Source organism: Streptomyces sp. NPDC086777 (assembly GCF_040702065.1).
Classification (GTDB): domain Bacteria; phylum Actinomycetota; class Actinomycetes; order Streptomycetales; family Streptomycetaceae; genus Streptomyces.
On record NZ_JBFBJI010000026.1, the window covers coordinates 44,496 to 70,719 of the forward strand.

Sequence of the window (26,224 nt, forward strand, 5' to 3'; positions counted from 1 at the left end):
GCGGCCTCCCCGCGACCTTCCCTGCGTCCTCCAGGCGACCTTCCCCGCGTCCTCCCCACGACCTTCCCCGCCTCCTCCCGGCGACCTTCCCCGCGTCCTCCCCACGGCAGACGCCCGGGCCGTCACCCCGACGGAGCAGTTCGGCCATCCGTTCGCTCCGCCGGTCGTGCGATGCCCGGAATGCCTGCATAGCGTGGCCGCATGACCACGACCTGCTCAAAGCCGCAGCAGCCGGCCACCGACAACCGACGGTGGAAGGCGCTCGGGGTGTGCCTCGCAGCCGGCTTCATCTCGCTGCTCGACACCTCGATCGTCAACGTGGCGCTGCCCTCGATGGAGCGCGGACTGGGCGCGACGGAGGCCGCCCAGTCCTGGGTGGTCTCCGGGTACGCGCTGACCTTCGGACTGGCACTGGTCCCGGCCGGCCGGCTCGGCGACATGCGCGGCCGGCGCCAGGCCTTCCTGATCGGACTCGCCGCGTTCACGGTGGCCTCGGCGGCCTGCGGGCTCGCGGCGAGCCCCGACCGGCTGGTGGTGTTCCGGCTGATCCAGGGCGCGGCGGCGGGCATGGTCGCGCCGCAGACCTCGGGCCTGATCCAGCAGATGTTCCAGGGCTCCGAACGCGCCAAGGCCTTCGGGCTGCTCGGCAGCGTCATCGGGATCTCGACGGCGGTCGGCCCGCTGGCGGGCGGCGTGATCATCGACGCCGTGGGCACCGACCAGGGCTGGCGCTGGGTGTTCTTCGTCAACCTGCCCATCGGCATCGCCGCGTTCGTCGCCGGCCTGCGGCTGCTGCCCCGCTATCCCGCGTCGGCGGACCGGCGGGAACGGTTCGACCCGCTCGGGGTGCTGCTCCTCGGCGGCGGCGTGCTCGCGCTGATGCTGCCGCTGGTGCAGGAGCAGCAGTGGACCGGACGGGCGAAGTGGGCGCTGCTGCCGGTGGGCGCGGTGCTGCTCGGCCTGTTCTGGGTGTGGGAGCGGCGGCAGGGCAGGCTCGGACGGGCGCCCCTGCTCGATCTGAACCTGTTCTCGATGCGGTCCTTCACCCTCGGCGCGCTGGTGAGCCTGTCCTATTTCGCGGGCTTCACCACGGTCTTCTTCGTCCTCGCCATCTTCCTGCAGAACGCCGCGGGGTACAGCGCCCTGGCGGCCGGACTCGCGGTGCTGCCGTTCGCGATCGGCTCGGCGGTCGGTGCCGCGCTCGGCGGCCGGCTGGTGGTGCGCCACGGACGCAAGGTGGTCGTCCTCGGTCTCACCGGAGTGGCGGTGGGGCTGATCGGCATCATCGCGGTGGTGCGGCTGGTACCGCTGGAGAGCTTCGGATGGGCCGCGGCGGTGCCGATGATCATCGGCGGCATCGGCTCCGGCATCACGGTCTCCCCCAACACCACGCTCACCCTGACCCGGGTCCCGGTGAAGCGGGCCGGCGCGGCCGGCGGCGTGCTGCAGACCGGCCAGCGCGTCGGCTCGGCGGCCGGTATCGCGGTGGTGGGCTCGGTGTACTTCGCCCACCTCGCGCACCACGGCCCGGCCTCCGAGGCGCTTCAGCTGGGCCTGCTCACCTCGGTGGGGTTCATCCTGGTGGCGCTGGGCCTGGCGGTGGCCGATCTGGGGGAACGGGCGAAGGTGCCGGAGACGCCGAAGGCGCAGGGCATGCCGGAGGCCGAGAGCCTGACGCCCTGACCACGAGGGGCCGGGGCAGCTCCCCTGGAGGGGCGCTACGAGCGACGACGGGGCTTGCCGCGCTTCGCGGGCTTGGCGGACTTCGCGCCGGCGGCACGCGCGCGTGATGTGCGGGCGCCCGGCGCCGCCTTGGCCGATGCGGCCGGCTTCTGCGCCCGTTTGGCCTTCTCCGGTGCGGCCTGCGCCGCCTTCGGGGCGGGTGCTGCCTGACGGCCGCGGGTGCTGTTGACCGTGCGGCCGCGGACGATGCCGATGAAGTCGTCGACCAGGTCGGTGGTGGCCTCCTCGGGCCAGGACAGGGCGACGGCGGACTCCGGGCCGTCCGTGAGCGGCCGGTAGGTGAGGTCCCGGCGGTGGTAAAGGCGGGCCAGGGACTGCGGGACGACCAGGAGTCCGACACCGGCGGCGACCAGTTCCACCGCGTCCTCGGTGGTCGCGGGGCGCTCGAAGGCGGGCTCGCCAGGCGGCGCGTCCCAGTCGAAGACGTCGTCGAGGGGATGGAAGAGGACCTCGTCGGCGAGGTCCGCGACGGTGACCTCCTCGGCCGCCGTGATCACGTGGTCCCTGGGGACGACGACCACCGTCGTCTCGGTGTAGAGGGGGATCGCGCTGAAGAACGTGCGGTCGACCGGGAGCCGTACGAGACCGGCGTCCGCGTCGCCCGCGCGCAGTACGGCGGACGCCTCCGCGGCGGGGACCTGGAGGAGGGTGAGGGGGACGCCGGGCCGGCGCTCGTTCCAGATCCGAGCCCACTTGGCGGGCGTCACGCCGGGGACGTACGCGAGCCGGAACGACGGTGTTTCCTCCGAGCCTGTCACCAGCCCAGGTTAACGGGCCGCGGACGGCCGTCCGGCACCGGCCACGGAAGGCCGCCGGTATCGGCCGTGGTCGGGGCCCGGCATCGGCCGTGGTCGGGGCCCCGTATCGGCCGTGGTCGGGGCCCCCGCGCCCGGCCGATACCCTTGACCTCATGAGTTCGCACCAGACCGCCCAGACGATGAAGCCCGCTACCGCGGCGAAGAAGCTCGGCGTGTACCTGCCCGCCACGCCCGCCGCCTTCCAGGAGGGCGTCGTCTCGCGCGCCGAGCTGACCGAGCTCCAGGCGAATCCGCCCGAGTGGCTGCGCGAGCTGCAGGCCAACGGGCCGCACCCGCGTCCGGTGGTCGCGGCCAAGCTGGGCGTGTCCATCGCGGGGCTGGCGCGCGGCGGGGTGACGGAACCGCTCACCACGGAGCAGATCGAGGAGCTCAAGCGTGAGCTGCCCGAGTGGCTGGCCAAGGAGCGCACCACGCAGGCCGAGGTCCGCAAGGAGACCGTGCGGCTGAAGAACCTGCAGCGGGAGAAGGAGTCGGGCCAGGGCTGAGGCCACTCCCGCCGCGACTCTGCACGGCCCCGGTCCAGGCGCCTCCGCCTGCACTCCGGGGCCGTTGCCGTACCCGCCGCGCCCCTTTCCCGGTCCGGGGTTCCCCGTCCCGTCATCCGCCCCGGTCCCCGTCCGGACCCGGCCTCGGCCCCGGCCACCGTCGCGGCCCGCCGGCTCCCCGCCCCAGCCCCCTCGGCCGGTCCCCGACTCCGCCTCGTGCCACTCCTGCGCAGGCCCATGCCACCCTGGCCGAGCCGCGGTTTCCCCGTCGTCCACAGACCGCGGCAGGCGTTGTCAGTGGTCTCCCCTACAGTCGCCATCACTTGATCACTGCGGTGCGGGGAGGCACGCATGGGGTGGGTGACGGCCGGGGACTACGAAGTGGCCCTGGACGACGGGAAGGTGGTCTGCCGCAACGCGGCGGGGCGGCAGCTGAAGTCCGTGCCCGCGAAGCTGGCGGACGATCCGGCCGTGCTGGGGCTGCGGCAGCTCGCCGAGTGGCTGGAGCGGCACGAACGGCAGTGCCTGGCCGACGTGGAGCGGTGGCTGACCCGCTCGCTTCCGGTGCCGCTCGCCGTCCTCGCGCAGGTCTGGCCGGACCCCGCCTGGCAGGCGGCGCTGCGCGACCTGGTGGTCACCGGCGCCGACGGTGAGGTCGCCGGATTCCTGCGGGACGCCGACGCCGAACGCGGGCTCGGCCTGGTCGACCTCGACGGCGACACCGTGCGCATCGCCCCCGAGCTGGTCCGCCTGCCACACCCGGTCCTCCTTGAAGACCTGGAGGAACTGCGGGAGTTCGCCGTCGACCTCGGCGTCGAGCAGAAGGCCGGACAGCTGTTCCGTGAGGTCTGGCACCGCCCGGCCGCGCTGGACGCCGAGGGCACCCAGATCGAGGAGTACGCGGGCGGCGTCTTCAAGGAGCTGCGGTTCCTGCACGGCAGGGCCACCCAGCTGGGGTACCGCGTACGCGGCGGATACGCGGTGTGCTCGGTGCTGGAGGAGGGCCGCGGTGTCGAGGCCCGGGTCTGGATCGGCGACTACGACAGCTACTTCGAGACCGAGACCGGCCCGCTGGCGTGGACCGATCCGACGGGCCGCACGCTGAGGCTGGGTCAGGTCGGCCCGGTCGCCTGGTCGGAAGGCATGCGGATGGCGGCGGCGCTGTACGCCGGGCGGGACATCGAGGACGAGGAGCGGGCGGCATGACCACGTACGACGACACCACGGCCGCGCTGCTCGACGCAGGCGCGATCCTGCCCCCGGGCACCACCGCGCGGGAGGACGCCGACGTCCTGACCGCACGCACGTACACGCACCCCGCTTGGGACGAGCGGGCGGTGGTGCGGCTGGTGCCGGGCACCCTCGGTGAGGCCGAGGACCTGGCCCTGGAGTTCCTCGGTCTGACCCGGGAGCCGGCGGCGCCCGAGGTCGGCCAGGTGCGCCGGGAGACCCTGGGTTTCCCCGCCTGGGCGCTGGTGCACGACCCGGCCAACGGCCATCACGCCCTCGCCCTGGTCAAGGACGTCGAGCGGCTGGCCCGGCAGGCCAAGTCCAAGCCGGGCAACGCGAAGGAAGGCTTCGAGGCGCTCGGTGAGCGGCTGGGCCGCGCGGTCCCGCACTTCCTGCCGACCTTCTACGAGCAGGCCGCCCGGATCTTCCTCCAGCACGAGAACACGACCTACGCGGCCGCCTTCTTCGGCAAGGCGCGCGAGGCCGAGCGGGTGCACGCGCTGGCCGTGGACGAGGAGCGGCAGCGGGCGGTGTTCCTGGAGTTCGCCTTCGCCGGCGCACTCACCGTCAAGGCGCTGAAGGAGTACGTGAAGGACCTCGCGCGCCGACTCGAACCGGCCACCGCCTGGGCGCAGTTCCGGCAGCTGACGGTGGAGCGGTGCGCGGCCGGCATGCCGCCGTACGCCTCGCTGCCGCAGGACGCGCGGGGGCTGATCAAGGCGGCCGGGCTGGACCGGGTCACCGAGGAGTGCGCGCTCGTCGCCGACCTGCTCGCGTCCCCGGCCGCGGTACGGGCACCCGGCTCCTTCTGGAACGCCTACCGGGGCGTGCTGCCGGTCCTCGCCGAGCGGCGGCCCGGGACCCGGGCACGGCTGCTGGAGATCATGCCGGCCGGTCTCGGCCGGGAGGTCGAGGACGACGAGTTCTGGCTGGCGCTGCTGGCCGAGTGCGGGGCCGACCTGCTGCTCACCGAGGACGGCGACGCCGAGGTCGACCCGGCGGACTGGCTCGGCCGGTGGGCCCAGCACCGCAAGCACGGGGCGGCGTACTCGCACCGCTCCCCCGCGACGCTGGCCCTGGCCGAGCGGATGGCGCCCCGGCTGCGGGCGGCCGGACGCCCCGTCGACCTGTTCACCGGGCGCTGGCAGGCGGGTGCCGACCTCGACCTGCTGGACCTGTGCGTGGCGGAGGGCATCGCGCTCGCCGTACCCGACGCGGAGACGCAGGTGCATCTGCCGCTGGCCCTCTGGCTGCGCGACAAGCGGCCCGGGCAGCGGGACCTGAAGGCCGTCGCCGCCGAGTCCCGTTACCGCACGCTGCTGTTCGAGGCCGTCAAGGGCCTCGGCCGCGGACAGGGGCCCGCGGTACTTCCCACGGTGGCCGCGCATCCGGTGCTCGGCGACGTGCTGCGCGAGTGGCTGCGGGAGGCCACCGAGGAGTTCGCCGCCGTCGCCGGACTGCCCGGCGCCGACGCCGGGCTGGAGCGGCTGCGGCCCTTCCGGGCGGTGGTGCAGGAGAGCCCGCAGGCCGTGAGCCGGCTCACCGGGTACGACATCGTGCCGGTCCTCGGCCGTACGCTGCGCGCCGGGATCCTGGACGAACTGGGCTGGCCCGCGCTGGACGAGGCGCTGGAGCTGCTCGACGGAGAGGTCCGCAAGGACCGGGACGTCGCCCTGACGGTGACCGACGCGTGGCCCGCACTGATCCTGGTGCGCGGTCACAAGGCGGTCGTCGTCGGCCCCGAGGGGATCCTGCTCAGCCACGACCTGCGGCTGCCCGCCGGCCTGGACCGCTGGCAGCGCCCGCGGTTCCGGTACGCCGACGGCGAGTTGCTGGTGATGTGGCGGGACGGCTCGAAGCAGCACGGCTACTGGTCGAACCGCCCGTCGGAGGTGTTCCCGGTCGGCGGTGAGCAGATCCCCCACTGGTGGTCGGCGATGGACGCGGCCAACGCCTCGATCCCGCTGCCGGCCGGCGGCCGGGTCACGGGCGGCCGCACCCTGCACGCCGGGGACACCGTCGTGCCGCCGAGCCGCCCGGTCATGGGCGACGGCACCACGTACTGGCGTCAGGGCAGGCAGGGCCGGCAGTCGCTGTGGCTGGAGTACGACCCGGCGACCGGCGAGCACGGGCGGGCCTCGCTGCCCGCGCTGCTGGCGTCGGCCGTCCGCGAGGACGCCTCGCTGCTGCACGGCTCCTGCGAGGTGCTGCCGCTGCAACCCGGGCTTGAGCGCAGTCCGTTCGGCACCGACGGCACGGTCCTCGGGCGCTGGGTGCGTACCGAGGGCGAGGGAGCGCAGGCGCGGACGACCGCGGGTACGCCGGACGGGCGGACGGCGACCCTGCGGGCGGCCCGCAACGGCCGGGTGCCGGCCGTGCCGCTGGGAGCCCTGCGGCTGCCCGGCGGAGCCGAGCCGGTCGCCGCCCAGACGTACCAGAGCGTCGCCCTGCACGCCCACGACGGCACCGAGCTCGGGCGGGTGTCCTTCGGCGAGTCCGGCGGGGCGTACGCGGCCGGTACCCGGCTGGTGCCGCCGGTCGCGTTCTGGCACGCGCTGCGCCCGCGTGACGAGCGCGGGTCGGCCGTGCTGCGCGCCCTGACCGACGACTCGGCCGGTGCGCTGCTGCGGGCGACGGCGACCGCGCTGGACGAACGGCGGCAGGCGCTCGCCGAAGCCGGGAAGGACGAACGGGCCAGGGCCGCGGTGCCGAGCACGGACGACGTCGCCGTGACCGCGTCGGCACGGGCGCTGCCCGGACTGACCGACCGGCGGCTGCTGGCCGGTGTCGCCTCCCTGGTCCTCACGGCGCTGCGGATCGCCGAGGCGGCCGCATCCCTGGCCCGGCCTGCGCAGGAGCGGCCGCGGCAGCCCCGGCAGCGGACCGAGGGCATGTTCGCCGACTACTCCCCGGACCACGGTGGCGACCGGATGCTGCACGAGGCCACGGCCGGAGTCGTGGCCCTGCAGAGCGCGTGGCACGGCGGCTGGGCCACGCTCCGCCAGATCCGCGCGGTCAACCACGTGCTGTCCGGCAGACCCGCCGACGGCAAGCCGCTGCCCGACTCCGAGCGGCTCACCGGCGTCGGAGCCGGCTGGCAGAGCGACGAGCACACCATCCCCACCATCGGCGCGGTGTGGCCGCCCGTCCTGGGCGCCCTGCGGCCCCTCGCCTACCGCGCCGCGTCGCCGGCCCTCACCGACGCCCAACGCGAGCCGCTGCTCCTGCTGTTCGAGGCGCTGACCGAGGGGCCGCTCCCCGGGCTCGGGACCACGCTGCGCGAGGTGGTGCTGAGCGAGCCGCACGACAAGCAGCAGCGGGTGGGCCAGGTGCTCCGCCGGGACGGCCGTACGGTGGTGGTGCTCGGCTGCCAGAGCGTCGACGGCCGGCCGGGATCGGTCGAGTGGCTGGCGCTGGACCACGACCCGTCCGGGGCGTTCGGTGCCGTCGGGCACTTCACGCTGGTCCGGGAGGCGCGGTACGACGCCGGGATCCCGGCGGACCGGCTGGCCGAACTGACCCGCCTGGTCCGGGGGAAGGGCGCCGCGCCCTGGCGGCCCGCGGCCGCCGAGGCACTGGTCGCCGCGACCGGCGGCGCCCTCGGCCCCCTCCAGGCCGCCGTGCTGCTGGCCGGGCTTCCGCACGCGCCCGTCGCCGAGGGGCTCGCCGCCGTCGGACTGAAGCCCGGGCAGCGGGCTTTCGGCGCACAGCTGCTGAACTCCCTGGGCCAGGACGAGAGGCGGGCCCTCCTCGGCGCGCTGCTGCCGGACGACCCGGGCGAGCTGTGGACGACCGGCCCCGACACGGCGGCAGCGGGCCGGCTGTGGGCGGAGCGCCTCGGCACCCTGGTGCGTCTGCCGGAGGACCTCAGCGCCGATCTCGCCGGCGTGGCGGCCGGTCATGCCGAGGCGGTACTCAACCCCGCGCGCACCCCCTGGCTCGCCCGCACCACGGTGTTCCGGCCCGACAAGGACGGCGACCTCGCACCGGCCGACCCGGCGGCGGTGCCCGGCTCGTACACGCTGGCCGGGGCCGTGGAGAGCCTGGCCGCGCTGGCGTACGTGCTGCCGTACGGGCATCCGCTGCGGGCCGGGCTGGCGGACGGGCTCGGCGCGGTGCGCCGCCGGCTGGCCGATCCCGAGCTGCTGCTCGACCTGGACCTGGAGTGGACCGAGAAGGGCGGGCCGACCAGCGTGCAGCTGCGCAAGGTCTTCGGCCTGCCCGAGACCGGCGGCGGCGACGCGCACGGGCTGACGAGGGCCGGTGACACGCTGGTGCTGCGCCCCTGGTACTCGGACACGGAGCACGTGCTGCTGCGGCCCGGAGCGCTGAGCGGGCCCGACGACCCCGTCTTCGGGCTCCTGGAGGGCCTGCTCGGCGAGGGGCGTTCGTCCCGACTGCGGGCCGTCCGGACGCTCCTCGGCGACGAGCTCGCCCGTGCCCTCGCGGCCGGCGGCCCGGCCGGTCACGCCCAGGACCCCACGGTGTCCGTGCCCGCACTGGTCGCGGAGGTCGCCGAGGCGCACGGTCTCGGCGCGGACGCCGCTGCGCTCTACCTCCAGTTGCTGGCGCTGCCCGACCCCACCGACCGCAACTGCGCGCGCTGGACCGGCTGGAAGCCGGCCCGGACGAAGAAGGCGCGCGCCGAACTGGCGGCGACCGACCTCGTCGTCGAGGCGAAGCGCCCGCGGGCCGGCCGCTCCCTCTTCCTGCCCGGCGGCTGGCGCGAGCTCCGGGCTCCCGCCCTGCCGTCCGAGACCTGGAAGGAAACCCTCTATCCCGTCGCCGACGGCCACCGGACCCTCCCGCTGGTCCCGGTGCCGGAGCTGTTCGCCCGCGCCTGGGAGCGCGTGCGCACCGGGGACGCACCCGCGTACGAGCAGCTCACCACGCGGGCGACCCGAGCGGGCCGCCGCCGATGACCACGATCCGCACCACCGTCCGCACCGCCCCGGAGGACCTCCGCCGATGACCGTCAGCACCGCGCCCCTGCGCCAGATCGTTCCGCCCGAGGACCGGTACGCCACCGAACTGGCCTTCCTCGCCGCGTACGACGCCGGTCCGCGTCCGCCCGCCTGGCGGCTCACGCCCCGGGCCGTCGTCACCTTCGTCATGGGCAGCGGCGGCCTGGCGCTGCGGCTGCCCGACGACGCCGAGGTGCCGGAGGGCGTGCCGCGCCGGCTGGTCGTGGAGGGCAAGTTCGTCGGCGACCGGGCCCTCGTCGAGCGCTGTGTGGTGACCCTCGCCGGTGAGCGGGGGCTGCTGCTGGTCGGCGAGCCCGGCACCGCCAAGTCGATGCTGTCCGAGCTGCTGTCGGCCGCCGTGTGCGGCACCAGCGGCCTGGTCGTGCAGGGCACCGCGGGCACGACGGAGGACCAGCTCAAGTACGGCTGGAACTACGCCCTGTTGCTCGCCCAGGGCCCGAGCCGCCATGCGCTGGTGCCGTCGCCGGTCCTCACCGCGATGTCCCGGGGTGCCGTCGCCCGCGTGGAGGAGGTCACCCGCTGCCTCCCCGAGGTGCAGGACTCCCTGGTGTCACTGCTGTCCGAGCGGCGCATCGCGGTTCCCGAACTGGCGGGAACGGAGGACGCGTTGGCGCATGCCGTACCCGGGTTCAGCCTGATCGCCACGGCCAACCTGCGGGACAAGGGGGTCTCCGAGATGTCCGCGGCGCTCAAGCGGCGCTTCAACTTCGAGACCGTGGGTCCGATTCCGGACCTCGACGCCGAGACCGCGCTGGTGCGCGGCCAGGCCCGGGCGTCGGTGGAGCGGGCCGGGGCGCCCTTCCAGGTCGACGACGCGGTCCTGGAGGCCCTGGTGACCGCGTTCCGTGACCTGCGCGAGGGACGGTCGGCGGAGGGCTGGGAAGTGGAGCGCCCGTCCACGGTGATGAGCACCGCGGAGGCGGTCTCGGTGGCGGGCGCGCTGGCCCTGGCGGCGGCCTACTTCCCCGGGGACCGCGACGTCCTCGGCCTGCTGCCGGGTCATCTGCTCGGCGTCGTGCGCAAGGACGACCCCGCCGACGCGGCGCGGCTGCGCGGCTACTGGGACGGTCCGGTACGGCGGCGCGCGGAACAGGGCTCGGCGACCTGGCGCACGCTGTGGGACCTGCGCACGGTCCTGGAGGCATGACGTCGTGCCCGACTCCCCCGAGGCGGCCCTTGCCGCGCTCACCGACCCGGCGGGGCCCTACCTGATGGGGGTGCGGCACCACGCGCCCTCGCTGGCCGCCGCCGTACCCGACCTGCTGGACGCGGCGAAACCGGAGGTGCTCCTCGTCGAACTGCCGGCGGAGTTGCAGGAGTGGCTGCCATGGCTGGCCCACGAGGAGACCCGGGCCCCGGTCGCCCTCGCCGCGGCACCGGCCGACGGCAGCGGTGGCCCGGCGTTCTACCCGTTCGCGGACTTCTCCCCCGAACTGGCGGCGGTGCGGTGGGCGGCGCGCACCGGGGTGCCGGTCGTGGCCTGCGATCTGCCGCTCGCCGATCGGGGATGGCGGGTAGGGGAGCGTGCCGTTCAGGGGCCGGGCCGGCTGTCGGAAGCCCTGCGTTCCCGGCTCACCGGACGGCCGGGCGACGACCTCTGGGACCGCCTGGTCGAGGCCGCCGCGCCCGGTTCGACACCGGAGGCACTGCGGCGGGCGGCCCTGCTGACGGGGTGGGCGCTACGGGAGGAGTCGGCCGTGTCGGAGGTGGATCTGCGACGGGAGGAGTGGATGCGTTCCCGGCTGGCCACCGCGACGGCGAACGGCGAACGAGCAGCCGTAGTGGTCGGCGCCTTCCACGCCCCGGCGCTGTTGCGCCCCGTCAAAGGCGCGGTGAACTGCACGACCAGCCCCCACCGGTCCGGACCCGAATGGACAACCTCCCTCATCCCCTACACCTACGCCCTCCTGGACGAGCGTTCCGGCTACCCGGCCGGAATCCGCGACCCCGAATGGCAGCACATGGTCCTGGCAGCAGCGGGCGACCCCCGCGCTCTGGAGCACGCGCTGACCGGCGCGGCGGTCCGCATCTGCGCCGAACTCCGCGGTCTCGGCCACCCCTGCGGCCCCGCCGACGCCCGCGAGATCACCCGGCTGGCCGGCGACCTCGCCCGCCTCCGCGGCCTTCCCGCCGCGGGCCGCGGCGAGTTGGTGGAGGCGACCCAGACCGTGCTGGCCCAGGGCGAACCGTACGGACGGGGCCGGGCGGTGGCGAGGGCGATGGAGAACGTCCTGGTCGGCACCCGTGCCGGCCGACCCGCGCCGGAGGCGCCGCGCAGCGGTCTCGCCCCCGCCGTCGAGGCCGAGCTCACGGCGCTCGGCCTGCCCGGTCCGGCGGACAGCGGGGCCGCCGCCCGGGACCTCCGGCTCGACCCGCTCCGCTCGGACCACGACCGGCGTCGCGAACTGCTGCTGCGCCGCCTGACGTTGTGCTCCGTGCCGTACGCCGACCCCAGGCCGGTGACCGGGGCGGGCGGGGCCGACGCGCTCACCTCGCGCTGGGAGGTGCGCTGGACCCCGGCGACCGCCGCGATGCTGACGGCCACCGGGGTCCGCGGGGTCACCCTCGCCCAGGCGGCCGAGGGCCTGCTGCGCGAGCGGAGCCGCAAGGAGCGCAACGCGGGTGGGCCGACGGCGGCGCAGGTGCTCGACGGCCTGGAGCAGGCGGCGCTCTGCGGTCTGCCCGGCCTCGTCGAGGAGCGACTCGGCGACACCGCCGAGGTACTCCCGGACGCCGGTACGCTGCCCGAACTCCTCGCGGGGCTGGCCCTGCTGGACCGGCTGCGGACCGGGCACATCGGCGGTCCGGACCCGGAGGGCGACCGTGGCGCCAGGTCCGTCGCCGTGGTGGAACTGCTGACGGCGGCCGCGGTGCGCCAGGTCGACGGCCTGACCGGTTCCGAGGACCCGGCCGACGCCCGCGCCCTGCTCGAACTCGCGCACCGCGCCGACCTGTCCGGCGGCATCCGGCTCGCCGACGCCCTGGCGCGGCTGGCGGCCGACGGCTCCCCGTTGATGCGGGGCGCCGCCGGAGCCGTCCGCGTGCTGCTCGACCAGGAGGATCCGGGGGCGTTCGGCGACCGGGTCGCCTCCTGGGTGGACGGCGCGGTCGACGCCGGGTCACGGGCCGCGCTCACCGCTCGGCTGACGGGGTTGCTGACGGCGGCCGGACGGTTGCTGGCGGCGGCCGTACCGGCGTTGGAGCCCCTGGTCGAGAGGGTGTCGGAGCTGTCCGACCAGGACTTCCTGGACCGGCTGCCGGCCCTGCGCGGTGGTTTCGACACGCTGAGCCCGGCCGACCGGGAGCGGCTGCTGTCCGCGGTCGAGGAGCGGCTCGGCGTCGACCGGGTGGCCGACACCGGGACGGTCGACCCGGCCGCGCTGGCCACCTGGACCCGCGCGGACCTCGCCGCTCGCGAAACCCTGGGCGTGCTCGGCCTGCTGCCCCCGCCGCGGACGGCTCGGGAGTCCGGACCGCCCCGTGCCGCGGCGGTCCCGCCGGAACGTCGGCTGGCCCCCGCCGACCGCTGGCGTCTGCTGCTCGGCCGCCGTACCGACCGGCTCCCCAAGTCGGCACGCGCCTTGGCCACCGCGCTCGACGAGCTGTACGGCAGCGGGCAGGGCGAGGGCAGCCGACGCGACTTCGACGGCTCGGGCGGCGGGCGCGAGGCGTCGTACCCCGGGGTACGGGAGTGGTCGGAGGAGCTGGCGGCGCTGTTCGGGCCGGGCATCCGGGAGGAGGTGCTGGCGGCGGCCGCCGCGACGGGCCGGCAGGACGTGCTGGCCGAGCTGGACCCGGACGGCGTTCGGCCCTCCGTGGACCTGCTGCGCGCGGTGCTGCGGCACGCGGGCGGGCTGCCCGAGGCCCGGCTGGCCGCGCTGCGCCCGCTGGTCCGGCGTCTGGTGGACGCGCTGACCCGGGAGCTGGCGACCCGGCTGCGCCCCGCTCTGCACGGAAGCGTCCTGCCCCGGCCCAGCCGGCGCCCCGGCGGCGGCCTGGACCTGCCGCGCACGCTGCGGGCCAACCTGGCCACGGCTCGCCGGGCGGCCGACGGCACGGTCCGGGTGATCCCGGAGCACCCGGTCTTCCGGGCCCGGGCCCGGCGTGCCGCCGACTGGCGGCTGATCCTGGTCACGGACGTGTCCGGGTCCATGGAGGCGTCGACGATCTGGGCGGCACTGACCGCCTCGGTGCTGGCCGGGGTGCCGACCCTGTCCACGCACTTCCTCGCGTTCTCCACCGAGGTCGTCGACCTCACCGGGCACGTCGACGACCCGCTGTCGCTGCTCCTGGAGGTGAGCGTCGGCGGCGGCACCCATATCGCGGCGGGGTTGCGGCACGCGCGCGAGCTGGTCACCGTGCCGTCCCGCACGCTCGTGGTCGTGGTGAGCGACTTCGAGGAGGGCTATCCGGTCGGCGGGCTGCTCGCCGAGGTGAGGGCGCTGGTGGGGGCGGGCTGCCAGGTCCTGGGGTGCGCGAGCCTCGACGACTCGGGGCGGCCCCGCTACTCCACCGGAATCGCGGGGCAGCTGGTCGGCGCCGGGATGCCGGTCGCCGCCCTCAGTCCGCTGGAACTCGCCCGCTGGGTAGGGGAGAAGATCGCATGAGTACGGAACGGGAGCTGCCCGGCGTCGCCCCGGCCGTGACGGCCGACCTGGTCGCGGCCCTCTCGCCCCGGTTGCGCAAGCGGCTGGACGCGGGCATCGCCAAGCTGGCGGACCGGCCGGTGGTGCGCGACGGCGACACCGTGCGCGTCACCGTCGACGACGAGGGCTCCGAGCTCGAACTGCACGCCCCCGGGGGCGTCGTGGCCGAGGCCGCGGCCATCCGCTGCGGCTGTCTGCTGGCCCCGGACTGCCTGCACCGCGCGGCAGTGGCCTCGGCGGCACCGGTCGCGAACGCCGCCGCGAACACGGCGAGCGCACGGGACGCGCACGGGACCGCGGGCACCCGGACCACCGAAACCACCACGACCACCGCGCAGTCGGCGCCCCTCTCGGGTGCCCGTGGGGCACCCGTCCTCGACGAGCCGGCGACGCCCCCGCAACTCGACGCCGCCCAGGCCGTGCTCGACGCCGTGGCCGCCGTGCTCGACGCCGGTACGGACGGTTCAGGTGCCGTGCTCCAGGCCGAGTTGCTGCGGGCCGCGCACTCCGCGCGCCTCGCGGGTCTGCCCCGGGCGGCCGCGGCCGCGGTCTCCGTGGTCACGGCGGTGCGCGCGGCCCGTGCGGCCGACCCGGCGTTCCGGCTCGCCGAACTCGTCGGCGCCGTGTCGGAGGCCCTGTTCGTCGCCCACCGGGTCCCGCACGCCACGGGCGCCGAGCTGGCCGGGCTGCGCGGCACGGTACGGCAGCCGTACACGCCGGACGGTTCGCTGCGGCTGTACGGCCTGTTCTCGGAACCGGTACTCACCGCCGGCGGCTACGCGGGGGCCGTCACCTGGACCGCCGACGCCGAGGGGCGGCTGTACACGGTCCCGGACGTGGCGCCGGGCGGCACCGGCCGGGCGGTGGGCGCCGCCGACCGGGCCGTACGCATCGGGGACACCGCGCTCACCCACCGCGAGCTGGCGCGGGCGGGGCTCGCGGTGTCGGGGGCGACGGTCTCGCCGACCGGTCGGCTGGGCGCCGGTGGGGGGGTACGGGCGGTGCGCGCGTCCGGGGCGGAGTGGCGGGCCGAGCCACTGGACCGGTTGTGGGCGACGCCCGTGGCCGAGCAGGTCGGGCGGGCTCTGGACGGCGGCCACGATCTGCTCTTCCTGGAGGTGACGCTGGTCGGCGCGGTGCGCGAGGCGGCGGGCGACTGTCTGCTGGCCGACTGCGACGGGGTGCCGGTGCGGCTGACGCCGGCGCACGACCATCCGGCGCTCCCGCACCGCGACAACCTGCGGCTGCTGGCCGCCGCGCGGGGCAGCCGGCTGCGGGTGATCACACGCCTCGCCGCGGCCCCGCACGCCCGTGCCCAGCTCCTCGCGACGGAGCACCCCTTGACTGCCGGGAGCCGTGTCGACGTGGGGCTGGACCGGCTCCAGCACGCGGACCTGCCGGCTCCGGCAGCGCCGTCCGCCGCGCCGGTTCACGTGGTGCACACGCCCGACGAGGCGCCCCTGCACCTGCTGCGCCGCCGGATCGAGCAGGCGCTTTCGGGCGGGCGGCGCGTGCTGGCCTTTCCGGGGGATTCCGCGGCCGACGCCCGCCGGCTGCACCGGCACGGCCTGGGCACGGCCGGCGATATCCTCGACGAGTTGCTCGCCGCGGCCGCGGAGCGCTCGCGCGACGCCTTCGGCCGTCTCCTTCCCGCGGACACCGGCCGCTTCGCGCGGGCCTGGCTGACCGCGGCGCGCTACACGGACGAGGTCGACCGGGTGCTCTGTGCGGCAGCCTGGGGCGGCTGACGGGCACGGCGACGACCGGAAGCGGGCCGCCGCTCCCCCGTGCCGGCGGCCCGCGTGACCGGAGTCGTCCGATCCGGTGCCGGGTTGAAGCATGCGACACCCGGCCGCCGCCTGGGTATGCGTAGAACTGCGTAGGGGGACGAGCGGAGAGGAAGACGTGGTACACGGGCTGGACAGGGCCTATGAACGCCTCACCGGACTGGCCGTCGCCGCGCTCAACGAACGCGAGCCCGAGCGGCTCTGGCCGCTGCTGGCCGACGCGGTGACCGGCCTGTGCGGCGGGGAGACGCTGATCTACAAACTGGACGACTGGAGCGAGGGCAGGGGCACGCTCGGCCTGTCGCCCGCCGCCGCGGACGCGTGGGACCGGCTCGGCGGCGAGGCGCTGGGGGTGCTGCGCTCCGGCTACCCGTTCGCCCGCCACTACGGGGCCGGTCTCGGCCGTGCGCCGGTGACGGCCCGTCGGCTGGCCGGCCGGGCCTGGCCGGTGAGCGAGACCGCCCGGATACTCGGCGACGGCCTGGACCTGAACCAGGTCCTGGCGCTCCCGCTGCCCGGCACGGTCGCACCGATCACGGGCTGCCTGGTCTACCGCTCCGGCGCGGACTTCACCGACGACCACCTGCGGATCGCCGAGCGCGCGCAGCCGGTGCTGGCCGCCGTCGAGCAGCAGCGCAAACTCCTGGAGCAGTGGCGCCGGTCGACGGCGGCGGCCGGCGAGGCGGAGGAGAGCGCGGCGGAGTGCGCGCTGACGCCCCGGGAGCTCACCGTCCTCCTGCTGCTCACCGACGCGCTGACCGCCGACGCGATCGGCCGTCGGCTCGGCATCTCGGCGCGCACGGTGCACAAGCACGTCGAGAACATCTACCGCAAGCTCGGCACCCGCGACCGTCTCGGGACCGTCCTGCACGCCCAGCGGCTGGGGCTGGTGCCGGCGCCCGGTCCGGCCCGGTCCGGAAGGCGGCCGGCGGCCGGGAAATCCGGTGGACAGCGGCGTCGTCCGCCCGGCACAGTGACCGCTCGTGACGACCAGTGAGCTGTGGGGCAGGGCCGAGGCAGACCGTTACGACGGCGAGGAGACCGAGATGTCCTCGGCCGCGGTGCTCGGGCCGACCGTCGACTTCCTCGCCGGACTCGCCGGAGACGGCCGGGCGCTGGAGTTCGCCGTGGGCACCGGACGGGTCGCCGTCCCGCTACGGGAGCGCGGGGTGCCGGTGGCGGGCATCGAGTTCTCCGAGCACATGGTGGCGGTCCTGCGGCGGAAGGCCGACGAGCAGTCGCTGCCGGTCGTGGTCGGGGACATGGCCACGGCCACCATGCCCGGTGAGTTCGCCCTGGTCTACCTCGTCTACAACACGATCTCGAACCTGCTCACCCAGGACGAGCAGGTCGAGTGCTTCCGCAACGCGGCCCGGCATCTGCGGCCCGGGGGCCGGTTCGTGATCGAGCTGGGCGTGCCGCCGCTGCGGTCGCTGCCGCCCGGTCAGGTCGCGGTGCCGTTCGACGTCTCCGCGGGACACCTCGGTTTCGACACCTTCGACCTGGTCGAGCAGATCCTCGTCTCGCACCACCTCACCCGTGACGGCGCGGACGGCCGCTATCGCCGCGATGCCTCCCGGCACCGTTACGCGTGGCCCGCGGAGCTGGACCTGATGGCCCGGATCGCGGGCCTCGCGCTGGAGCGCCGGGTGGCCGACTGGGACGGCTCGCCGTTCACCCAGAACGCCACGAAGCACATCTCGGTGTGGCGCAGACCCGAGTGACCGGCCCGGGCCCCCTCCGCGCGGTCAGCCGCTCACCGGCGTCCACTGGATGCGCGTACTGCACAGGGAGACCACGACGGCCGCCGCGGCGACGACTCCGAGGCCCCACACCAGGCTGCTCGAACCCGCGACGAACCCGATGAGCGGCGGCCCGGCCAGCAGGCCCGTCGTGCCCATGGCCGCGACCAGGGCCAGCGCCTCCGAACCCTGTTTGGCCGCGGCGACGTAGACGCACGGGGTCACGGCGGCACAGCCGAGTCCGACGCAGGCGAACCCGACGAGCGCCGCCGCCACTCCCCCGGTCAGCAGGGCGAAGGCGAGCCCGGCGGCGGCGAGGGCGCTGCCGAAGAGCACGACACGGCCGTCGCCCCAGCGGCTGCGCCAGCCGTCCGCGAAGAGGCGGGCCAGGACCATCATGCCGGAGAACACGGCGATACCCATCGGGGCCAACTCGGCGGTCGCCTTGGCGACTTCTCGCAGGTAGAGGGCGGACCAGTCGTTCATGGCGCCCTCGGTCACCGTGCCGAACGCCATGGCGCAGCACATCCAGAGCGTGACCCGGGTCGGCAGGCTCCATCCGGCGCGGCTCCGGCGCTCGTTCTCCGCCTCGCTCTCCCCCGCGGTCTCCGTCGCCGTGCCCCTCGTCACCTCCTTCTCCTTCTCCGCCGCGGGAGCGTCGTCCTGGAGCAGGCCGGAGCGGGCCAGGGCCGCCAGCAGGACGAGGACGACCGCGGCCACGCCGAAGTGGGCCGCGACCGAGGAGGTGGCCGCGTTCATGCCGGAGGCGAGCAGCGCGGCGAGCAGCGAACCGGCGCTGAACGTCGCGTGCAGCCGGGCCATGGTGTTGCGGGTGTACCGGGTCTCCAGGGCCGTTCCCTGCGCGTTCATGGCCACGTTCAGGCACCCGACGAAGACACCGTCGGCGACCATGACCAGCAGGGCGACCGGATAGTCCGGGGCCAGTGCGAGCGCCACCAGCAGCAGGGTCAGGCAGAGGGCCGACAGCAGTGCCAGCCGTGCCGAGCCCAGCCGTCTCATGAGCACCGGCACCAGGGGGAACGAGGCGACGGCGCCGATGCCGGCCGCCATGAGCAGCACCCCCACCTCGGCCGCGGTCAGCCCCAGGTCCGCCTTGATGGCGGGGATCCTGGAGGCCCAGGTGGCGTACTGGAAGCCGAGGGCGCAGAACAGCGCGGCGATCGCCACCTGGCTGCGCTGGAAGGGATCACGGGCAGGGAACACACGCATCAACTCGCTTCGTCGGCTCGGCCGTCGCCCGGGACATGGACGTCCCGGACGTGCGCGCCCGGGGCGTTCGGGCGGGACATGTAGACGGCGTTCGTGCCGTATCCGCCGGGGGCGATCCCCGGGTACGCGGTGAACCCGCGGGTCGCCCAGAAGGGCTCGCTGCGGCCGACGGCGATCAGCGAGATCCGTTCGAACCCCCGGGCACCGGCGGTCCGGGTGAGGTGGGTCAGGAGACGCCGGCCCAGTCCCCGGCCGCGCTGCCGCTCCGCCACGACCATGTCGTGCAGATGCAGGTTGCGTGGCCCGGGCGGGGGGCCGGCGGCGGGCTCCTCGGCCCGTTCGAGGTCGGGGTACCGGAACACGGGATACGGCAGCGCCAGCACGTATCCCGCGGGTTCGGAGCCGACGTCGAGGACGAAACAGGTCTCCGGCGAGGCGTCCGCCCTGGATTGCAGGGCGGCACGTCCCTCGGAGAGGCCGAGTTCCGCGTAGGCACGGGCCTCCATCGCGGAGATGGCGTCCCAGTCGGCGTCGGCGATGCGGCGTATGCGTACCCCGTCGCCGCTCACGCGCGTCCTCCGCCGACGCAGGTGTACGGGAGCGGGGCGAAGCCGTTGAAGCCCTGGGTGGTGTAGCTGATCGCGTAGGCGCCGCTGGAGAGCACCCAGACGGGGTCGCCGGAGGCCAGGTCCCGGGGCACGTGGACGAGGGCGTGTCCCTGGGGGTAGGCGTCGTCGCTGTCGCAGGTGGGTCCGGCCAGGACGGCGGGGACGTACCCGGCCCCGGGGCCCGGGTGGGTCGGGAAGACGAGCGGGTACTGGAGCGCGTCCATCTCGTAGAGGCCGTTGAACTTGCCGCAGCTGAGGTAGAGCCAGTGCTGCCGCCGGCCGTCCGGCCGGCGGCGCTCGGACAGGCGGGCCACGTGGGCCCGGATGGCCCCGTGGTCGGCGACGAGGTGGCGCCCCGGCTCCATGACGAACGAGAGGTGGTCGCCGTGGACCTTCCTGAGGTGGCGCATTCCCTCCCGGACGACGGCGAAGATCTTGTCCAGCGGCGGTTCCAGGGGGAGGCCGTGCCGGTCGAGGTAGCCCAGGGCCGGCAGCCCGCCGCCGAGGTTGACGTGGTCGAGGACGATCCCGCGCCGGCCGAGGGCGGTCAGGACGTCCGCCAGACACTCGACGGCGTTGTGCCAGGCGTCGGCGGTCATCTGCTGGGAGCCGACGTGCACGGAGAGCCCGGAGGGTGTCAGGCCCATCCCCGGGGCCGCCGCCAGGATGCGCACCGCTTCGGCGGGCGAGCAGCCGAACTTGTTGCTCAGCCCCCACAGTGCGCCGTCGCCGCTGGTCGCCAGCCGGCAGAACACGCGTGCTCCCGGCGCGTGGGCCGCGATGGCCGCCAGGTCCTCCATGCTGTCGGTCGCGAAGTCCCGGACGCCGAGCCGGTGGGCTTCGGCGATGTCCTGGTCGGACTTGACGGTGTTGCCGTAGTGCGTCCGGCCGGCCGGCACGCCCGCGCGCAGCGCCTGCGCCAGTTCGGGCGGGCTGGCTCCGTCGACCCCGGCGCCCTCGTCCGCGAGGCAGCCGAGCACCTCGTCCACCGGGCAGGACTTCAGGGCGAACCGGATGTCGACGTCCGGCAGTTCGCGCCGCAGGGTGCGGTAGCCGCGCCGGATGCCGGCCAGGTCGAAGAAGATCCCGTCCTCGGCGGCGTCCGTCAGCGCGGCGCGCAGCGGGGAGACGTGGGCCATGGTCGCCGTCACCGCTGCCGCCCTGGCGTCCGGGGCACGGACGTGGTGCGGGCCGCTTCGACGAGCGGCTCCCACGCCTCCGTGAGCAGGGCGAAGTCCTCGATGTCGCCGCGCGCTTCGTCCAGCAGGCGGTCACGGCGCCCGGCCAGCAGGTCGGCGAACGCGGCGTACCGGCCGCCGAGTGCGCGGTACGCGGTGTCGAGGACGTCCAGCCGGTGCGCGTTCTCGTCCGGGTCGAGCCCCGCGCTCTCCCGCGCCAGCCGGGCCACGACGGATCCGCGCACCTGCCCCTGTCCGTCGAGCAGCGACGCGCCGGCCCGCCCCATCCGGTCGTAGACGAAGTTGAAGTAGAGCATCGACAGCAGGAACTTGACGAAGCGCAGTTGGTACGCGACGAACCCGGAGTCGGTCCGGCGTTCGCCGGTGTAGAAGTTGACGATGTTCCGGTTGTGCAGGACGCCGGGCAGCGCGGCGTCGTGGACCAGGTGGATCAGGAAGTAGTCGCTGCCGATCGTGTCGGTCGCCGGTGGCAGCGGCACCCGTTCGTGCACGCCGTGGAAGGCGATGTTGCACATGTCCACACGCATGGGGTCGACCACGGTCAGGGTGGAGTGGTCCGCGGTGAAGGCGTCCGTGCCCGCGCCCCGGAAGGACTCCTCGACGAGTTCCCGCTTCTGCTCGGGCGACCAGTGCGCGGGCGCCCACAGGCCGACCATGTCGTGGTAGACGTCCGGGTCGATCCGCAGTATCTCGCCGATGTCCACGGACAGTTCGCCGACGAAGGAGCTGCCGACCATGGCCACCCGCCGGTCCATCCGGTCGGCGGCGAGTGCTGTCTCGGTGACGTGGTGGGCGGCGTCGGCCGCGCGGCTGCCGAGCGAGAGCAGTTCGTGGTGGACGGGGAAGACGGGCTCGCCGTCCACCGTCTGGTAGCGGCTGTCGGAGTCCCTGCGGTGCACGGATTCGCAGCCGAGCGCGGCGGCGAGCAGGAAGGCGCGGTTCGTGCAGGCGCCGTAGGAGACGCCGGCGGGCAGCATCAGGTCCAGCAGGAGGTCGGGCTTCGTGGCCGCGGACCGGTCGATCGCGCGCCGCAGGAAGTCCCGCTGACGTGCCTCGTCGAGATGGTGGACGACGATCCGCGGGTCGTCGGGTATCCGGTGCACGGCCTCGGCGTGTTCGGCGAAGGCCGGTGCCGTGCAGGAGTCCAGGATCAGGAGGTGCACTTCGGCTTCGAAGTGCCGGACGGCGTAGGCCGCTTCCTCGGCCAGGGCCGTGATCGTCGCCGCGCAGGGCCTGTTGGTCGGCAGCGTCAGGCAGATTCGGCGCATGTCTCTTCTCCGGCCGGCCGCTCCGCACCGTCGAGGTCCGCCCCGTCGAGGTCCGCCCCGGTCCAGGACGTGAGGCCCAGCAGCTTCTCCCCGAGGTCGTCGAGCCTGGCCCTGCCGTACCGCAGGGACTCGTGGCGCTTGGCGTCGCCCAGCAGCGTCGCGTTCCAGTCGGGCGTGGCGAGGGTGCGCCAGGACTCGACCCGGGAGCGCCTGAGCGTGTCGTGGGACTCCAGCGCCGGCATCATCGACAGGTACTGGACCGCGCGGACCGTCCGTTCCGAGGTGTTCGGTGCCACGCCGTGCGCCAGCAGGCCGTTGAAGATCAGCAGGTCGCCGGCTTCGAGCTGCGGGCGTACCACGGGGAACTCGGCGCGGTCGATCCTGGGGCGGATCGGGTCGCGGTCCGCCGGCTGGAACGCCTTCCACTGGTCGAAGCGTTTGAACAGCTCGGGACAGCACTGGAAGCCGCCCAGTTCCGGCCTGGTGTCGGTGAGGGCGATGATCCCCTGGACCCGCTGCGGCAGCACGCCGAGCGTGGTGTCGACGTCCCAGTGCAGTTCGATGTCGAAGCCCTCGGCCGTGCCCGGTATCAGGGCCCGGTCGCGGTTCCTGATGTTGGGCGGGTTCAGGTTGAGCCGGTCGAGGGTCACCCAGAGCTCTTCGCAGTCCCAGATGTCGACGAAGGCGTCGTAGACCCGGCGGGTCTGCCGGCTGTCCCAGATGAGCTGGTGGTGGTAGGCCTCGACGAAGCCGTAGATGTGCAGGTCCCGGTCCAGGTCGGAGCGGTACTCGCGCTCCTCGTACCAGGTCTCCGGGCGCTCGGCGTCGAGTCCCTCGAACTCCCAGGCGAAGTCGAGCAGTTCGCGGGCCGCAGTGGTGGGGATGGCCTGCTTGACCACCACGTAGCCGTACGTCTGCCAGTGGGCGAGGTCCTCCTCGGAGAGGACTCGCAGCGGGCGGGTCTTGGCCAGGTCCCGCAGGGGTGTCTGGGCGAGGTAGGTCTCGCCGTCCGAGCTGAAGTAGGGGATGTCCGAGGGGGCTCGATGGAGATAACGGTCAGTCGTGGGCATGCGGTGCTCCACACCTCGATATCAGGTACCGGCGGCCCGTCCGGGTCGCCAACTGCGCGGAGTGAGGGGCGGGGACCGCGTCGGCAGGGTCACTGCACCACTGGCCGCACCAGCCCCTCTTCGAACTCGCGTGCCTCCAACTTGGACTAGACCAACTCATCCTGTCAAACACCCCAGTTGAGGGCGCGTCGCACCAACAGGGCACCCCTCAGGCCCCCTTGACACGGGCCGTTAGCCTGGCGGAGACGCATTGGTCTGTACCAACCAGGAGGGCGCACGCTATGGTCTCCAGCAAGCACAGCCAGGAGTTGCGACGACTGGCGCGCTCCGTCCTGCAGCCGGGGTTCATGGGCACCGAGGCCCCCGACTGGGTGCTGCGCGAGATCGGGGACGGACTGGCATCGGTCGTGCTCTTCTCCCGCAACATCGTCACGCCCGAGCAGGTCGCCCGCCTCACCGGGCAACTTCGCGCGGAGAACCCCGAGTTGATCATCGCGATCGACGAGGAGGCCGGTGACGTCACCCGGATCGAGTCGGCGACCGGCTCCACCCGGCCGGGCAACTTCGCGCTCGGAACCGTCGACGACACCGAACTGACCGAGGCCGTCGCCGCCGACCTGGGCCGTCAGCTGCGCACGGCCGGGGTGAGCCTCGACTACGCACCGAGCGCGGACGTGAACTCCAACCCCGACAACCCGATCATCGGGGTCAGATCCTTCGGCGTCGACGCCAAGGTGGTGGCACGGCACACCGGCGCCTGGATCCGCGGACTGCAGTCGGCCGGAGTCGCCGCCTGCGCCAAGCACTTCCCCGGCCACGGCGATGTCGCCGTCGACTCCCACCACGGACTGCCCGTCTACGAGGCCGACCGCGACCGGATCGCCGAGCAGGCCCTGCCGCCGTTCCGGGCCGCCCTCGACGCCGGCGTCCGCGCGGTGATGAGCGGCCACCTGCTGGTCCCCGCCTACGACCCCGACCTGCCCGCCACGCTGAGCCGCCGCATCCTGGAGCAACTGCTGCGCCAGGAGCTCGGGTTCGACGGCATCATCGTCACCGACGCCATCGAGATGGGCGCCGTGACCGGCCGGTACGGGATCGGTGGGGCCACGGTCCGGGCCGTCGCCGCCGGAGCCGACGCCGTCTGCGTCGGCGGCGAGAACGCCGACGAGGCCACCGCCACCCTGCTCGTGACCGCCCTCGCGGACGCCGTCCTGGCCGGCGGCCTGCCGGAGGAGCGGCTCGCCGAGGCGAGCCTTCGGGTCCGCGAGTTCGCGGCCTGGTCGGCAGGGCTGAACCCGGCCGGCGCCGCGGTCTGGGACGCCGACGGCATCGGCTTCACGGCGGCCCGCCGCGCCATCCGGCTGACCGGAGCCGTCCGGCACGCCCTGCCCCTGGTCAACGCGCCGCACGTGGTCGAACTAGTGCCCACCACCCATCTGGCCATCGGCAAGGAGACCCCGTGGGGCGTGGCCGCCCCGCTGGGCGAGCGACTGCCGGGGACGACGTCGGTCCGGGTGGGCCGCGAGGAGCTGCTGTCCCGCGCCGGCACGCTGGAGACCCGGGCGCTCGCCCCCGCCGCGGGACGGCCCCTGGTCGTGGTGGTGCGGGACGCCGCCCGGCACACCTGGATGGCGCAGGCGCTCACGGAACTGGTCGCCGCCCGGCCCGACGCGATCGTCGTGGAGATGGGCCTGCCGGGCACCGTCGCGGCCTCCGCCGCCCAGATCTTCACGCACGGCGCCACGGCCGCCTCCGGGGTGGCCGCCGCGGAGGTGCTGGCGGGTGCCCTTTAGTGCAGACCTGAGTGCAGATTGGTACGGACCTGCGCGCAACATCCGTACCCGTGCGCGACGTTGACGCCTCCCCGTCCCTTCCCTACGTTCCGAGAGCGCTCTCACATCCATCCCCCCGAAGCAGGGAGGTCCCCATGCCCTCCGTGCGCAGACCGAGCAGCCGCCGCCTTCGCCGACTGGCGGCGGCACTCGCTCCGGCACTGTTCACCGTCCTCGTCCCCCTCACGCCCCCGGCGGCCGCGGCCGGCACGGGCGCGGCGGCGGCCGTGTGCAACAAGTACTGCGACGCCCGGGACCCCGCGCTCTCCCCGGGCAACCGCACCCCGGTCTCCGCGGGCATCTACGCACGGTCGATCGTCCTGCACTTCGACGACACCGACGCCATGGGGTGGGCCTCCCTCGACAACGGCAACCCCGGCGACGAGGTGTGGCTCGACCGGTCCTTCGACGGCGGCCGCACCTGGAGCTCGGGCAGCAAGCTCGGCGACACCGGCGTCCCCAGCGGTCAGCGTGGCCGGCGCACGCTCATGTACAACGTCGACGACTGGAACAACCTCGGCGTCGGCGCCCTGCGCGCCTGCGGCAAGGCCGGGGACCGCGCCGAGATCGCGTGCACCCCCTGGGCCCGCACCACCTGGAACGCGGGCGAGCCGCGCACCGCGGCGGCCACCGGCCTGATGACCTTCTACGACTACGGAACCGGCCTGTTCGACACCACCGGCTGGTGGAACTCGGCGAACGCCCTGACCGCAATCATCGACAACATCCGTGTGACGGGCATGGGCAGTTACCGGTACGCGATCGCCCGCACCTACGACCTGAACATCAACGCCCAGGGTGGGCAGTTCCGCAACGACTACATCGACGACACCGGCTGGTGGGGCCTCGCCTGGGTGGCCGCCTACGACCTGACCGGCGACAGCCGCTACCTCGACACGGCCCGCGCGGACGCCGACCACATGGCCGCCTACTGGGACTCCACCTGCGGCGGCGGCGTGTGGTGGAGCACGGCGCGGACGTACAAGAACGCCATCGCCAACTCCCTCTACATCCAGCTCGACGCGGCCCTCCACAACCGCATCCAGGGCGACACGACGTACCTGGCCCGGGCCCGGGCCGGCTGGACCTGGTTCCAGGGGACCGGCATGGTCAACGGCTCGCACCTGGTCAACGACGGCATCGACCTGTCCACCTGCGGCAACAACGGGCAGACCGTCTGGTCGTACAACCAGGGTGTGCTCCTCGGCGCGCTCGCCGAGCTGTACCGGGCCACGGGCGACGGCAAACTCCTCACCAGCGCGCGGCAGATCGCCGACGCCGCCACCACGACCCCCCTGCTCCACACCTCCGACGGCATCCTGCGCGATCCGTGCGAGAGCGGCGACTGCGGAGCCGACGGCCCGTCCTTCAAGGGCGCCGACGTACGCGGCCTCGGCAGACTCGACTCGGTCCTGCCGGACCACCCGTACACCGCCTACCTCGGACGCCAGGCCGACCGCGCCCGCGCGAGCGACCGCAACGCCCTCGACCAGTACGGCCTGCGCTGGTACGGACCGCTCGACCAGGTGGACGCCGCCCGTCAGCAGAGCGCCGTCGACCTGCTGGACGCGGCGCCCTGAC

The 26,224-nt window shown here is 74.5% G+C and carries 17 protein-coding genes; 11 read left to right on the top strand and 6 right to left on the bottom strand.

The window, feature by feature from the left end:
• Positions 1-201 precede the first annotated feature (201 nt).
• A complete protein-coding gene (locus tag AB0472_RS31085; protein WP_366361272.1) occupies positions 202-1,683 on the top strand; it encodes an MFS transporter in 1,482 nt (493 codons plus the stop codon).
• A 35-nt stretch (positions 1,684-1,718) separates the two neighbouring features.
• Here the strand turns inward: AB0472_RS31085 and AB0472_RS31090 are convergent, their stop codons facing one another.
• Complete coding sequence (locus AB0472_RS31090; protein WP_366361273.1) at positions 1,719-2,501, bottom strand: LysR family substrate-binding domain-containing protein; 783 nt, start codon at positions 2,499-2,501, stop codon at positions 1,719-1,721.
• Between the two features lie 152 nt (positions 2,502-2,653).
• Here AB0472_RS31090 and AB0472_RS31095 point away from each other — a divergent pair, with 152 nt between their 5' ends.
• From AB0472_RS31095 to AB0472_RS31130, 8 genes are all read left to right on the top strand, one after another.
• Positions 2,654-3,046, top strand: a complete 393-nt coding sequence (locus tag AB0472_RS31095; RefSeq protein WP_366361274.1) for a DUF5997 family protein — start codon at positions 2,654-2,656, stop codon at positions 3,044-3,046.
• Between the two features lie 351 nt (positions 3,047-3,397).
• Positions 3,398-4,252, top strand: a complete 855-nt coding sequence (locus AB0472_RS31100; RefSeq protein ID WP_366361276.1) for a DUF4132 domain-containing protein — start codon at positions 3,398-3,400, stop codon at positions 4,250-4,252.
• Positions 4,249-9,198 (top strand): hypothetical protein, encoded by a 4,950-nt coding sequence (locus tag AB0472_RS31105; protein WP_366361277.1) that lies wholly within the window; start codon positions 4,249-4,251, stop codon positions 9,196-9,198. Before AB0472_RS31100 ends, AB0472_RS31105 begins: the two co-directional genes overlap by 4 nt.
• Positions 9,199-9,244: 46 nt before the next feature.
• Positions 9,245-10,408, top strand: a complete 1,164-nt coding sequence (locus AB0472_RS31110; RefSeq protein WP_366361279.1) for an AAA family ATPase — start codon at positions 9,245-9,247, stop codon at positions 10,406-10,408.
• Positions 10,409-10,472: 64 nt separating this feature from the next.
• The gene (locus tag AB0472_RS31115; protein WP_366361399.1) at positions 10,473-13,868 is read left to right on the top strand and encodes a DUF5682 family protein; all 3,396 of its coding nucleotides are present in this window, start codon (positions 10,473-10,475) and stop codon (positions 13,866-13,868) included.
• The gene (locus AB0472_RS31120; protein WP_366361280.1) at positions 13,865-15,655 is read left to right on the top strand and encodes a hypothetical protein; all 1,791 of its coding nucleotides are present in this window, start codon (positions 13,865-13,867) and stop codon (positions 15,653-15,655) included. The genes AB0472_RS31115 and AB0472_RS31120 overlap by 4 nt, the downstream gene beginning before the upstream one ends.
• A 157-nt stretch (positions 15,656-15,812) precedes the next feature.
• Positions 15,813-16,691 carry a LuxR C-terminal-related transcriptional regulator gene (locus AB0472_RS31125; RefSeq protein ID WP_366361281.1) on the top strand — a complete coding sequence of 293 codons (879 nt, stop codon included), beginning with the start codon at positions 15,813-15,815 and terminating at the stop codon, positions 16,689-16,691.
• Positions 16,678-17,418: a class I SAM-dependent methyltransferase gene (locus AB0472_RS31130; protein WP_366361283.1), complete on the top strand. Its 741-nt coding sequence runs from the start codon at positions 16,678-16,680 to the stop codon at positions 17,416-17,418. The genes AB0472_RS31125 and AB0472_RS31130 overlap by 14 nt, the downstream gene beginning before the upstream one ends.
• A 24-nt stretch (positions 17,419-17,442) precedes the next feature.
• Here the strand turns inward: AB0472_RS31130 and AB0472_RS31135 are convergent, their stop codons facing one another.
• From AB0472_RS31135 to AB0472_RS31155, 5 genes are read right to left on the bottom strand one after another with little or no spacing between them, the layout of a single operon-like run.
• The gene (locus AB0472_RS31135; protein ID WP_366361285.1) at positions 17,443-18,666 is read right to left on the bottom strand and encodes an MFS transporter; all 1,224 of its coding nucleotides are present in this window, start codon (positions 18,664-18,666) and stop codon (positions 17,443-17,445) included.
• Positions 18,666-19,172 (bottom strand): GNAT family N-acetyltransferase, encoded by a 507-nt coding sequence (locus AB0472_RS31140; RefSeq protein WP_366361401.1) that lies wholly within the window; start codon positions 19,170-19,172, stop codon positions 18,666-18,668. Before AB0472_RS31140 ends, AB0472_RS31135 begins: the two co-directional genes overlap by 1 nt.
• A 59-nt stretch (positions 19,173-19,231) precedes the next feature.
• On the bottom strand, positions 19,232-20,413 hold the full coding sequence (locus tag AB0472_RS31145) for a type III PLP-dependent enzyme (RefSeq protein WP_366361403.1): 1,182 nt from the start codon (positions 20,411-20,413) through the stop codon (positions 19,232-19,234).
• Positions 20,414-20,421: 8 nt separating this feature from the next.
• Complete coding sequence (locus tag AB0472_RS31150) at positions 20,422-21,741, bottom strand: DUF6271 family protein (RefSeq protein ID WP_366361286.1); 1,320 nt, start codon at positions 21,739-21,741, stop codon at positions 20,422-20,424.
• Entirely contained in the window at positions 21,723-22,811 is a 1,089-nt protein-coding gene (locus AB0472_RS31155; RefSeq protein ID WP_366361288.1) for a phytanoyl-CoA dioxygenase family protein, read from the bottom strand. The genes AB0472_RS31150 and AB0472_RS31155 overlap by 19 nt, the downstream gene beginning before the upstream one ends.
• Positions 22,812-23,092: 281 nt before the next feature.
• Here AB0472_RS31155 and AB0472_RS31160 point away from each other — a divergent pair, with 281 nt between their 5' ends.
• Together AB0472_RS31160 and AB0472_RS31165 are read left to right on the top strand one after the other, a co-directional pair.
• A complete protein-coding gene (locus tag AB0472_RS31160; protein WP_366361290.1) occupies positions 23,093-24,604 on the top strand; it encodes a glycoside hydrolase family 3 protein in 1,512 nt (503 codons plus the stop codon).
• A 134-nt stretch (positions 24,605-24,738) separates the two neighbouring features.
• A complete protein-coding gene (locus tag AB0472_RS31165; protein ID WP_366361292.1) occupies positions 24,739-26,223 on the top strand; it encodes a glycoside hydrolase family 76 protein in 1,485 nt (494 codons plus the stop codon).
• The last annotated feature ends 1 nt before the right edge of the window (position 26,224 follow it).

Excerpts from the sequence above, each read along its gene's own strand:
- AB0472_RS31115 (WP_366361399.1), top strand. The coding sequence starts at position 10,473 with ATGGGGGTGCGGCACCACGCGCCCTCGCTGGCCGCCGCCGTACCCGAC.
- AB0472_RS31145 (WP_366361403.1), bottom strand. The coding sequence starts at position 20,413 with ATGGCCCACGTCTCCCCGCTGCGCGCCGCGCTGACGGACGCCGCCGAG.
- AB0472_RS31150 (WP_366361286.1), bottom strand. The coding sequence starts at position 21,741 with ATGCGCCGAATCTGCCTGACGCTGCCGACCAACAGGCCCTGCGCGGCG.
- AB0472_RS31135 (WP_366361285.1), bottom strand. The coding sequence starts at position 18,666 with ATGCGTGTGTTCCCTGCCCGTGATCCCTTCCAGCGCAGCCAGGTGGCG.
- AB0472_RS31165 (WP_366361292.1), top strand. The coding sequence starts at position 24,739 with ATGCCCTCCGTGCGCAGACCGAGCAGCCGCCGCCTTCGCCGACTGGCG.
- AB0472_RS31155 (WP_366361288.1), bottom strand. The coding sequence starts at position 22,811 with ATGCCCACGACTGACCGTTATCTCCATCGAGCCCCCTCGGACATCCCC.
- AB0472_RS31085 (WP_366361272.1), top strand. The coding sequence starts at position 202 with ATGACCACGACCTGCTCAAAGCCGCAGCAGCCGGCCACCGACAACCGA.
- AB0472_RS31120 (WP_366361280.1), top strand. The coding sequence starts at position 13,865 with ATGAGTACGGAACGGGAGCTGCCCGGCGTCGCCCCGGCCGTGACGGCC.
- AB0472_RS31160 (WP_366361290.1), top strand. The coding sequence starts at position 23,093 with ATGGTCTCCAGCAAGCACAGCCAGGAGTTGCGACGACTGGCGCGCTCC.
- AB0472_RS31105 (WP_366361277.1), top strand. The coding sequence starts at position 4,249 with ATGACCACGTACGACGACACCACGGCCGCGCTGCTCGACGCAGGCGCG.
- AB0472_RS31100 (WP_366361276.1), top strand. The coding sequence starts at position 3,398 with ATGGGGTGGGTGACGGCCGGGGACTACGAAGTGGCCCTGGACGACGGG.
- AB0472_RS31140 (WP_366361401.1), bottom strand. The coding sequence starts at position 19,172 with ATGGAGGCCCGTGCCTACGCGGAACTCGGCCTCTCCGAGGGACGTGCC.
- AB0472_RS31110 (WP_366361279.1), top strand. The coding sequence starts at position 9,245 with ATGACCGTCAGCACCGCGCCCCTGCGCCAGATCGTTCCGCCCGAGGAC.
- AB0472_RS31095 (WP_366361274.1), top strand. The coding sequence starts at position 2,654 with ATGAGTTCGCACCAGACCGCCCAGACGATGAAGCCCGCTACCGCGGCG.